This window comes from Kiloniella sp. (assembly GCF_048270245.1).
Classification (GTDB): Bacteria; Pseudomonadota; Alphaproteobacteria; order Kiloniellales; family Kiloniellaceae; genus Kiloniella.
Genome location: NZ_JBLWTH010000012.1, coordinates 40,197 through 51,844 on the forward strand (window position 1 = coordinate 40,197; position 11,648 = coordinate 51,844).

Genomic DNA, 11,648 nt, shown 5'->3' on the forward strand with positions numbered 1-11,648 from the left:
CTCCTAACTTCGAACCGATAAGTTAAATCCGATTTTACGACAAGATTTTGCCTCTATAGCTTGCTTGCAAGGAAATAACTGGTCTTTCAAGGAGTTGCACGCCCCCTCAGGGCTCGTGCAACTCCTGCTCAGACATCATGTTTAGCCATTCAATAACTTTGCTAATCGCAATCGATTTCTTTTTTCCCTTAGGATGAAGCAGCCAATAAGCTTGGGAAAGTGTTGCTTCTTTTCCTTCGAACGGCTTGATAAGCAATCCCGTTGCCAAATCATCTTCAACCAACCGTCCCCGTGCCAGCGCCACTCCCAAGCCTTGCACTGCCGCCCTAAGCACCAGATCTGAAGAAGCAAAACGCGGCCCAGCACGTGTATCAAAAACCAACCCGTCCTGCTCTGACAGCCAACGTTGCCAACTTGCCTGCGGGTCACGATCATGCAACAGAGGCAAACCATCCAAGGCTGATAATTCGGTAGGGCGCCCCACCTTTAACCAGAATGATGTACTCATTACCGGGAAAAGCAGCTCATTCATTAACGGTGTACATTCCAACCCTTCCCAAGGTCCCTGCCCCATACGAATGGCGATATCAGCCCCATGGTCGCCAGCGAAGTTTAATTTCTGATCGACAACAATAGACAGCTCTATCCACGGGAAGGTCGCATTAAAATCTTGCAATCTGGGAAGCAACCACCGTGCAGCAAACGACGGCGTCGTTGAAATTGTTACAGCATTTCCTTGTTTGCTTTCCCGAACGGCCTCTACGGCACTTGCTATATCATTTAGATTTTCAAGTGCAACGCGCCCTATATCTTCCCCTTGAGGGCTGAACTTAATTGTTCTCACGCCTTGTTCGCGATCGATCAAAGGAACGCCGATCCATGCCTCTAATTCCTGAACATGCTTGCTAATGGATGAATGTGTGATTTCAAGGAGCCGCGCAGCTGGCCTTATACCACCTGTTTCGTAGACAGCTGCAAAAGCCCGTAAAGCATTTAGCGGTAAATTTTTCATGGGTTATTTTATAGACCAAAACTATTGATTTTGTGAACAGTGTAAATTCAAAAAATCCATTAAAATAATTAAAACGTTAAAACAACAAAAATCATAAATTAAGAAATAATACTAGATATCAAATAGATATAATAATTTCCTAAGAAAGAAGGAGAATCACATGGGTATGCTGTATAAAGGACAATGGACCGACAAAGATGACATCATTCATGGCGGTGCATATATGCGCCCTGAAAGTAAATATAATGGTGAAATCCCAATAGATGTCATTGACAACATTGCCACTTCACCAGGTCGCTATTGGCTTATTGGGTCGAATAGTTGCCAATGGTCGCAAAGACCCATGCTAATGCGTCATCTGAAAAAATTGGACAAACATATTCCCCTTCATATCGCTCATGGTCCTCGTCTGGAAGGATATGCAATAAATGGTGGAAGCGAATGGCAGATCCCCAGATCCGATCAGACAATAAATCATCTGCATCAACTCTACACCTTGATTGACAATACTTATACAGGTCGCTCCACTGTGCCTGTCCTCTGGGATTGCCAGACCCAACGAATCATTTCCAATGAGTCATCCCAAATCATGCTTGCCCTTGATAAAGTTGAGACCGAAGGTCAACGCCGCCTGACTTACTATCCGTCCGCACTTATCGAAGAGATGCTCGCCACAGATAGCTGGATATACAACGGGCTGAGTAACGGCGTTTACAAAGCAGGCTTTGCCCAAAGCCAACATGCTTACAACCAAGCTGTTGAACTTGTGTTCGATACTCTGGACAAACTGGAACTGATACTTATGAAAAAACGATTTCTTTTTGGAAACGATCAGACCGCATCTGACTGGAAGCTATTCACAACCCTTATCAGGTTTGACCTCGTGTATTACCCATTGCACAGATGCACAAAAAAACGGCTAATCGACTACCCAAACTTATGGGCCTACACGAGAGATTTATTCCAAACACAATTGATCGAAGGCGTCGTTAACTTTCCAACTATTGTAGCAGCCAGTTTCCAAAATGATACGTCGAACAACCCATTCAATATTATCCCTGTGATGCCAGACCTTGATTGGAAAGAACCACATGGCAGAGATGACTTGAGGTGAAATTCAACCCGCGAATCACGAATTCAACAAACCGAGAAAGCAAGTGCTACGATTTATCGCACCCAACACCACAAAATTAACACTAATTTTACGTTAATTATTTAATATTAAATATCAGTTAGTTAAATTATCGAAACAAAATACAACACAATTTCTTTGGATATTGTTCTTGATATTACTGCCAGCTATGTTAAATCAAACTTAAATGTAATATGCAAAACACTATATGTATGATACATACTCGTCCCAAATTACATGACACCACAGGCGAGATTATAAGAGTGCGCCCGGCAGTACACCTGTCAGCGCACTGATAAGCACCAAATAAATGCCTCAATCAAAAGGCAATTTATGAAAAGCTTATTCCGACTGGGAATAGAATTCTCAGCCACAGATGAACGAATTTGTAGCAAAGGCTTTTACGAGCCACGCTGTCATAGTAAGGAATCAGGAGCAGTTAATGACTGTTGAGCAATTGGCAATAGCGGATCCAACACCGGGTGATACCATGGCAACCACTGAAAAGCCGTTACCTAAGTCGGTAACTGGTGAAACTGTACTGTCCGTTACCCATCATACTGACTCGCTGTTTTCCTTTAAAATCACACGCCCAGCAGCTTTTCGCTTTCGTACAGGTGAATTTGTCATGATTGGCCTTATGGTTGACGGCAAACCACTCTTGCGTGCCTATTCGATTGCCAGCCCTGCTTGGGATGAAACAATCGAACTTTATTCCATTAAAGTTCCAAATGGCCCCCTCACTTCTCGCCTGCAAAATATCAAGCCTGGCGACATGGTTCTCTTGGGCAAAAAGCCAACCGGAACGCTGGTTCTTGATGCACTTGTTCCCGGCAAGCGCCTATACATGATGTCAACAGGTACAGGACTAGCACCTTTTGCGAGTGTCATCCGCGACCCGGAAACTTACGACAAATTCGAAGAAGTTATCCTGATTCATAGCTGCCGTTATAAAGAAGAATTGAAATACGGCGAAGAACTTGTTTCCAGCCTTTATGAGCACGAATTTCTTGGCGAAATGGTTTCTGAAAAACTGAGATACTACAACTCTGTGACGCGCGAAGACTTTGTTCGCCGCGGTAGAATTCCTGAACTCTTCCGCTCTGGGAAAATCACAACGGATCTTGAGACACCAGCCCTGAATCCTGAAACAGATCGCGTCATGATCTGCGGCTCTATGGAAATGCTTAAATCCTGTGCCGAGCTTTGCGAAGAAGCAGGCCTAAGCGAAGGCGCCAACAGCAAACCAGGTGAATACGTTGTTGAGAAAGCTTTTGTAGGCTAGTGAAAATCATCAGGATCACATAAAAAACGGCGCCCAAGTGGCGCCGTTTTTGTTTCTTATCTCTATATTGAATATTATTGCCAACCTACCATACTGAGTGATAAATTTACCCTTAATCATTGATATAAAGACATTCCTATGCCTACTAGCATCGAATTCAAAAATATTTCTAAACGCTCAAATCAAGTTTTACTGGCAAGCTACATTGCAATTGCATCTCTTGTGGCAGTGCAAATAGCTACACTTTTTGAATTATCCTTACTAGAAGACATAAAACGTGGTAATTACAACTCACTAGAGCAGCTCGATTCACGCATAGCTAATAATGATTTATGGATTGAAATCCTTAATCTTGCATCTGACTTAGCATTTATTTTTTACATCGTTTTATTTTTCATGTGGATCTATCGTACTAATTCGAACAGTCACACTTTCACCCAAGGAAAAATTAGACATACACCAGGCTGGTCTGTTGGCTGGTTCTTCATTCCAATCGCAAATCTCTGGAAGTCTTATAAAATTCCAGCAGAGATTTGGAAGGCCAGTAAATTAGGACCAGACTACAATCACACACACACGACCCCTTTATTTTTGAAGTTATGGTGGGTCGCTTGGATTGCAGATAATTTATTCTCCCAAATCAGCCTCAGAATAACTGACTCAGCAGTTGAACCACACGAACTGATTAACGCAGACCGCATACTCTTTTCGAGCAATATCGTTTCAATTATCTCTATCATTCTTACCATTAAAATGGTTAAAGAGATTAATCTATTGCAGGAGAATCAAAGCAATCCCATAAGCGAAGTATTCGCCTAGCTAAAAATATTGCTTAAAAAACATTAGCGAGCGTCAACTGTTAGCCACTAGAGATAGCAACTACCTCTTAACTAAGAACACATGCGGATTTCCCAAGGCACGGCTTCCTCATAAATATAATTTCAAGCTTCTTCACCTACTTACGAATAGCAGGTTGTGTTACACTAAGGTCTATAGCCGCCTAAGAAATACTTCGTAATCGAGCTACAGCCTCAAAGGCACGCACTGCAGAAAGAGGATGCAACAGATTACGCGACTTCATATTAGATACTCTTAGTGTTGGCAAAATTATTACGAAATTGATTTTATGGAATTAAAGGTGTTTTTTAAAGCACAAAGCCAATACACATAAGCATATTTAACAAGATCGAAATTATGGAACTCTGGATTCCCATCACAGTTGCCGCTGCACTATTTCAAAATATTCGCACAGCTCTGCAAAAACACCTTAAAGGTCGACTGGATACAACAGGTGCGACCTATACACGCTTTCTCTATGCCGTTCCTTTTACCTGGGTATATTTGACTGCCTTACTGAATTTCCAAAGCTCTGCCACGAACACACTTCCGCCAATAAATGTAACATTCCTAAGCTACGGCGCGGTGGGGGGAATTGCACAAATACTCGCAACCTTTCTTCTTGTCTGGCTATTTGGGCAAAGAAATTTTGCCGTTGGTACCAGCCTGACCAAAACAGAAGCCATCCAGACAGCCCTATTTGGCTTTGTACTCTTGGGTGACAATCTATCCATTCAAGCTGTCGCGGGTATAATAATAAGCTTGGTTGGTGTGCTTGCTCTCTATCAGAAAAAGAAGCAAGACACCTCAGCACCTTTTACGAAAAGCACAAAATTAATAACCCGAGTGTTAAGGGCAATTACAACAGACAGAAGCATCCTGCCCGGGCTCGTTGCTGGCGGACTTTTCGCCGTATCCGCCGTATCCTATCGCGCGGCATCACTATCATTGGGCGAAGGCGGATTTGCCATTCAGTCAGCCTATACACTGGTGTGGGTAACTGGCTTTCAAACCCTCATAATGGGGGGCTATATATTAAGCACGTCCCCCAATGTATTCATCAGAGTCCTTCAAAGCTGGAAAGCTGCGATCTGGATTGGATTAACAGGTATGCTTGGTTCTGCGGGATGGTTTGCCGCAATGACCCTAGAGAATGCAGCGCACGTCAGGACACTTGGACAGGTAGAACTTATATTCACCCTGATTATTGGCTACTTGTTTTTTAAAGAACGCCTAAAACGTATAGAGCTAATTGGGATAGCCCTCATTACAGCAGGGATTATTACGCTAATATTGGAATAGTAACACGCTGTTTGATCTAGGCTGTCAATCTTTGAGCCTCAATAGGGAACACCAACGTCACGGTTGTTCCCACACCGGGCTCACTTTCAAGTAAAAACTCAGCACCATGCAATTCCGCCAATCGCTTGGATAGCGGCAACCCAAGCCCCGTCCCTTCGTGCTTGCGGCTAAGACTGGAATCAACCTGACCAAAAGGCGCCAAAGCTTTAGGTATTTCACTAGATGACATGCCGATCCCTGTATCCATAACCGATAGCTCTAAGCCGCGGCCAGATACGTGACTTGCGATCGTTATATTCCCGCCCGGTAGTGTGAACTTGATGGCGTTGGAAATCAGGTTGATTAAAATCTGTTTTATCCGACGCTCATCACCACAAAGACTTGGAAGTCCTGTTTCAAGCTGCAGCAAGACACTCAAGTTTGCCTGCTCAACACGGCCAGACAACATTTTATGACAGCGCTGAACAACATTGTTAATGTCAAAATGTTCTTCGTGAAGCTCAATTTTACCCGCCTCTGCTTTCGACAGATCCAGAATGTCATTGATAAGTTCAAGCAGATGGCTGCCTGATTCATTCACATCCCGCGCATAGTCCTTATACCGAGGGCTACCAAGAGGGCCGAACATTTCATTTGCCAAAATCTCAGAGAACCCGAGAATTGCATTCAATGGCGTTCGAAGTTCATGGCTCATCAAGGCCATAAACTCTGATTTTGCCCTGTTTGCTAACTCGGCACTCTCTTTGAGAACTGTTAGCTCTTTTTCTACCTGCTTTTGCTCTGTAATGTCCTGCATCACACAAACGAAATACTGAATCTTGCCATCGTCATCAAAAATTGGGCTGAGATCAATTTGGTTCCAAAGCGTATGACCATCCCGATGATAATTCAGCATATCAACACGAGCATGACGGTTTTCCTTTAAACTCGTTTCCAGAACATCCCGAACATGGGGATCAGTATCATCCCCCTGCAGGAAACCAGAATGGAGATAGGGTATTTCCTTGTTTGTATAGCCCGTTAACTTTGTAAAGGCTGGGTTTGTGTAGATTATTGGACGGCTATCTTCCTGCGCATCAGCAATAATAACCCCCGCGTCTGTTGAGCTTACAGCAGCGGCCAACTGATGATTTTCACGACTAAGATCCATTAACTCTGCTTCACGGGCTTTATAGTCACTAATATCGGTATAAACGGTAAAAAGATCATTTTCCGGGGTCTTATGATCAGTAATTTTTAACCATGAATTTTCAGAAAATTGAACTTCTCTATTTCGTTTTCCACGACGCGACATCATCGCCTTAATATAACTTTCACGCTTTTCAACGCTCAAAGGGTCTTGCCCAGTATTCACATAGGAAATTGAGACATCTTCATAGGTCATACCTACGCGAATTGCCATTGGACGTCCGGGGAAGAAAAGTTCCTGAAAACGTCGATTAAACGCAACCAACTTATCATTTTCATCATAGAGCGTAACCGCACCCGAAAAACTTTCGAACGCACGAAATAAACGCGCATGAGCAGTCGCCATCTTTTGTTGCTCTTTTCTACGGTCAGTTATATCACTTCCCGCTCCTCTATAGCCTTTAAATTCACCCTTCTTGTCAAAAACTGGAACTCCGCTCAATCGTAGTATACGGGACACACCGGCCAAATCAGGCACAACAAGCTCAAGGTCACGAAAAGAAGACCGTGATTTCAATATCTTTAAAAAGCTCTCATCTGTCAGACCATCCCCTTTTACATCGCTAAAGGATTTTCCCAACAAATTCCATTCCTGAAGTTGAGACACAAAAGTAAAGCGCAAATCTGGTCCCATTTCCCAAAACCAATCCGTTGCCGCACCTGCAATATCGCGAAATCGACGCTCACTATCTTTAAGGGCAAGCACCGCGCCATCCCGACGCTGAGCCGTCGCAACAAAAACACGTCCCCCCAAATAAAGCGTGATTATCAAGATAAGACTAGCCCCCAATGCAAAACCAACCGATGCAGAGTAACGATCACGCCATACGACCTCGATATAATCAGCGGGAATACCAATGACGACGGATAAACCAAAATGGTGAATCTCTTTACTCATGACAATCCGCTCTACCCCATCAAGGTCAAGAACTGAGGCATCATCTTTTTTGGCTAATTCATTTAATTCATAAGGCGTTTCGCGCCCGATTAAATCACCGGAAAAATTATCATCGAGCCACAAGCGACCTGTATCAGTTTGAATTGAAACCAGTGATCTTTTAGGCAAGCCAAGAACAGCCCAACGTGTCATAAAGTCATGCACACGAAAAGTCGATGCAACATATGACCTGCCCTCGTCACCATTACTCTTGATTTCACGTAGTACTGTTGCATACCATTCATCATTAATTTGAAATGGCAAACTGATCCCTGCGGCACGATCCAAGTCAACTCTATCAACTAGAGACTTGAGCTCTGGTTCAGGCGGTAAAGGTATAGACTTATCCCCGAGAACAATTGCCCCCCCCGAATTTAAAACCGATAAAAATTGAACATTATCAAACCCAGAACGCCGACTGCGTAGGGGAATTTCATCATCTATGTTTTTGAGAAAAAGTGTTAACGGCGAGGCAATACGGTTTAAAGCCGTATGAACTTGCTGATCAATTTCGCTGGACACTTCCCTATAGGTGCTATTTATCCACAAACCAATTAATAGAGCTGAAAAAATAAAGGCGACAACGTTCAGTTGAATTGCCCGAACACGTAACCGACGTACAGAAAGAGTTCTTGCAAGTCCATGACTCGCACCCCCGTCCCCACCTTCAGTCGCTTCAAACAGCTCCCCATCGCCCTTTATCACAATAATTCCCTCACTCTAATCTGTAATCACTTACGATTAAGAATCCCACTTGGTAAGAATTTCAATTGGGTTCAAAACTTATGATTACACTGCGATATACGCGCGTATTTAGTACCTTATTAGATGCCAAGAAAATCCCCCAGAAAGGACCCAGAGCCATCCGGTCACTTAACGTCCAGATCACATCTATAGACCAAGACTTATTAAATAGTTAAAAATGGGCGTATATGCGTTACAATATCATGACGTTTCAAACAAATGTTTGTCATTATTTCGTCAAAGGAAAAATGAGCGTCGCATATCGAACATGCAAAGCCGAATTTTTACAGTTATATAAATGTTATACATGGGGTCCTGCGAATAAAATATGTGGCGTCGCATAATCGCTCCCTAATAAATATAACCTTGGTATGAGAGAATACGGACATGTCTGAAGAAGATGATCTAGATCTGCGCACGCTTGATGATGACGAACTTGTCTTGCAAATGCATGATGACCTCTATGATGGTCTGAAAGACGAAATTCTGGAAGCTGTGAATATTCTTCTGGAACGCGGCTGGGCCCCATATGATGTTCTGACCAAAGCTTTGGTGGAAGGCATGCGCATTGTCGGTGTTGACTTCCGCGACGGCATCCTTTTCGTACCAGAGGTTCTTCTTGCTGCAGGCGCCATGAAAGGCGGCATGGGCATTCTTCGTCCTCTTCTGGCTGAAACCGGTGCACCAAAACTTGGCAAGATGGTTATCGGCACTGTTAAAGGCGACATCCATGATATTGGAAAAAATCTAGTATCTATGATGATGGAAGGTGCTGGCTTTGAAGTTATAGACTTGGGCATCAACAACCCGGTTGAGAAGTATCTTGAAGCGCTAGAAGAACACCAACCAGATATCCTGGGTATGTCCGCGCTTTTGACAACCACAATGCCCTACATGAAGGTCGTTATTGACACCATGAAAGAAAAAGGCATTCGTGACGACTATGTCGTCATGGTTGGTGGGGCACCACTTAACGAAGCTTTTGGTGAAGCTATTGGTGCAGATCACTACTGCCGAGACGCTGCTGTGGCCGTTGAAATGGCGAAAGAAGCCATGCAACGCCGCCATAACCAAGCTTAAAAATCCGAATAGTTCAGGACGATGTCCGATATAAACACCCACATCGACGATAAGGAGGGTAAAACTCTCCTTATCGCATGTGGCGCAGTTGCCAAAGAAATTATTGCCCTTAATAAACTGAATAGCTGGAATCATCTCGAGATTACATGCCTTCCAGCAATCTGGCACAACACGCCAGATAAAATTCCAGAGGGCGTCCGTAACAAAATCCAAGAAAACAAAGATATTTACGGAAATATTGTTGTCGTTTATGGCGATTGCGGTACTGGCGGTGAACTGGACAGAGTTCTGGAAGAGGAAGGCGTCAAACGCATTGATGGCGTCCACTGTTATGCTTTTTTCACAGGCCTAGATGTCTTTGATCAGATGCATGAAGATGACATCACATGTTTTTACCTAACAGATTATCTCGTTAGACATTTTGATACCTTGATTATGGAAGGAATGGGCATTGCAAAACACCCTGAACTTTTACCAATGTATTTTGGCAACTACACAAAACTTGTGTATCTGGCTCAGACAGAAGACCAGAAGCTTCAAGAGTTAGCACAGCAAGCAGCCGAAAAAATTGGCTTGGAATATCAATACAAATTTACGGGATACGGTGAGTTGAGCAGTTTTATGTCTGCCATCAACTAGGAGATTTACATTGGCTAAATTAACACTTGTTTATTGGCGGGATATCCCTGCGCAGGTTATCGTTAAAGCAGGGCGCAAAAACGCGAAAATTCAGTTACACGAACGCTTTGAAAAAGCAATCGACCGCGCCGCGATGAAAGCCAAACTTAAAGACAGTGATTCATATCTGGAACACTGGCGCAGAAGCGCCCCCATAGACTGCGGGGATAATCTGGATGCCGAAGCGCAAGCCATGGCAACAAAGATCGAAAATGAATACACCGACGAAAAATTAGACGCCCTCGTTCAAAACGGTGGTCTTTCCAACGATAGTTAAGTCGCCAGTTAAGCTAAAGACTAACGCCCATTTAGGTTTAATGAGATGAGTACAGAGTTCAATCCAGAAGTCGTAAAACAACAAATCATCGACTTCATGACTGGTTTTACAATTGAAACCACACCGGGATCAGCGGCAAAGACACCCGATTATCGTGTGCACCTTCGCCCAGGTACAGAAATTGCTGTGACCTTTCTACCCGGCTCTGATTTTGCTGATACGGTTTCAACATCGAAACGCCTCAAAGATGAAGGGTTTGTTCCCCTTCCGCACTTTGCCGCGCGCTCTATTCGTTCTCAGAATGATTTTGAAGAATACCTCAAAACCCTACAAGGCGAAGTTGGTATTGAACATGCTGTTGCCCTTGGCGGCGCCGTTGATAAGCCGCTTGGTGAGTTTGAAAGCTCGATGCAGTTGATGGAAACAGGTCTTTTTGACAAATACGGCATCAAATCAATTGGTGTTGCTGGTCATCCAGAAGGAAGCCCTGACATCAACGAAGTTGGTCTGCGCGAAGCTATTGCATGGAAGAACACCTTCAAAGAGCAAACAGATGCTTACATGTACATTGCCACACAGTTCTGCTTCGAAGCAGAACCGATCATTGCCTGGGACAAAAAAATTCAAGCCGAAGGCAATAAACTTCCGATACATCTTGGCGTCCCCGGACTGGCAACTCTAAAAACGCTTATGAACCACGCAAAGGCTTGTGGCATTGGCTCTTCCATGCGTGTTCTGACACGTCAAGCTAAGAACATCGCCAAGCTTATGACCGTCAATGCGCCGGACAAACTGGTTATGGACCTCGCCCGCTATCACGCAGAAGACCCGAATTGTGGCATCAAAAAAGTTCATATGTATCCATTGGGCGGTATGAAAAAATCTGCTGCTTGGAGCTATGCAGTTACTGACGGCGATTTCACAGTCGACCCCAAAGGCAAAGGGTTCAAAGTTAACCGTGATATCGGATAATATTGCTAAAACTTGTAACTTTGTCGCTTCTATAGCCGAATAGTTACCTGAAAGGACTATTCGGCAGAGGCAATTCTGATATAAGTCCTATACATAATTTAGAACATATGGCTTGACCTGAAAGCCGCTACTTTACCGGAGACGCACCGATATGACCCGTACGATCGTTAGTTCAGCGACCAAAGAGATCGCGATTGGTTTTGA

The 11,648-nt window shown here is 43.8% G+C and carries 10 protein-coding genes; 8 read left to right on the forward strand and 2 right to left on the reverse strand.

Annotated features, from left to right (window positions below; translation table 11 throughout):
• Positions 1-106 precede the first annotated feature (106 nt).
• Entirely contained in the window at positions 107-1,012 is a 906-nt protein-coding gene (locus tag ACN0W5_RS18940; RefSeq protein ID WP_299377346.1) for a LysR substrate-binding domain-containing protein, read from the reverse strand.
• 160 nt (positions 1,013-1,172) lie between these two features.
• Here ACN0W5_RS18940 and ACN0W5_RS18945 point away from each other — a divergent pair, with 160 nt between their 5' ends.
• From ACN0W5_RS18945 to ACN0W5_RS18960, 4 genes are all read left to right on the forward strand, one after another.
• Positions 1,173-2,126 (forward strand): glutathione S-transferase C-terminal domain-containing protein, encoded by a 954-nt coding sequence (locus tag ACN0W5_RS18945; RefSeq protein ID WP_417455633.1) that lies wholly within the window; start codon positions 1,173-1,175, stop codon positions 2,124-2,126.
• A gap of 508 nt (positions 2,127-2,634) precedes the next feature.
• Positions 2,635-3,429 (forward strand): ferredoxin--NADP reductase, encoded by a 795-nt coding sequence (locus ACN0W5_RS18950; RefSeq protein ID WP_417455640.1) that lies wholly within the window; start codon positions 2,635-2,637, stop codon positions 3,427-3,429.
• Between the two features lie 138 nt (positions 3,430-3,567).
• Positions 3,568-4,248 carry a DUF4328 domain-containing protein gene (locus ACN0W5_RS18955; protein ID WP_417455634.1) on the forward strand — a complete coding sequence of 227 codons (681 nt, stop codon included), beginning with the start codon at positions 3,568-3,570 and terminating at the stop codon, positions 4,246-4,248.
• A 375-nt stretch (positions 4,249-4,623) separates the two neighbouring features.
• Positions 4,624-5,568, forward strand: a complete 945-nt coding sequence (locus ACN0W5_RS18960; protein ID WP_417455635.1) for an EamA family transporter — start codon at positions 4,624-4,626, stop codon at positions 5,566-5,568.
• 16 nt (positions 5,569-5,584) lie between these two features.
• Here ACN0W5_RS18960 and ACN0W5_RS18965 read toward each other — a convergent pair whose 3' ends face one another.
• Positions 5,585-8,398 carry a PAS domain-containing sensor histidine kinase gene (locus ACN0W5_RS18965; protein ID WP_417455636.1) on the reverse strand — a complete coding sequence of 938 codons (2,814 nt, stop codon included), beginning with the start codon at positions 8,396-8,398 and terminating at the stop codon, positions 5,585-5,587.
• A 426-nt stretch (positions 8,399-8,824) separates the two neighbouring features.
• On the opposite strand from ACN0W5_RS18965, the gene ACN0W5_RS18970 reads away from it, so the two are divergent.
• The 4 genes from ACN0W5_RS18970 to ACN0W5_RS18985 are packed head-to-tail and all read left to right on the forward strand — an operon-like array spanning position 8,825 to position 11,444.
• Entirely contained in the window at positions 8,825-9,517 is a 693-nt protein-coding gene (locus ACN0W5_RS18970) for a corrinoid protein (RefSeq protein WP_299377334.1), read from the forward strand.
• Positions 9,518-9,538: 21 nt separating this feature from the next.
• Positions 9,539-10,156 (forward strand): DUF1638 domain-containing protein, encoded by a 618-nt coding sequence (locus ACN0W5_RS18975; protein ID WP_417455637.1) that lies wholly within the window; start codon positions 9,539-9,541, stop codon positions 10,154-10,156.
• Positions 10,157-10,166: 10 nt separating this feature from the next.
• Positions 10,167-10,472, forward strand: a complete 306-nt coding sequence (locus ACN0W5_RS18980; protein ID WP_299377330.1) for a virulence factor — start codon at positions 10,167-10,169, stop codon at positions 10,470-10,472.
• Positions 10,473-10,517: 45 nt separating this feature from the next.
• Positions 10,518-11,444 (forward strand): methylenetetrahydrofolate reductase, encoded by a 927-nt coding sequence (locus tag ACN0W5_RS18985; RefSeq protein ID WP_417455638.1) that lies wholly within the window; start codon positions 10,518-10,520, stop codon positions 11,442-11,444.
• Positions 11,445-11,648 lie beyond the last annotated feature (204 nt).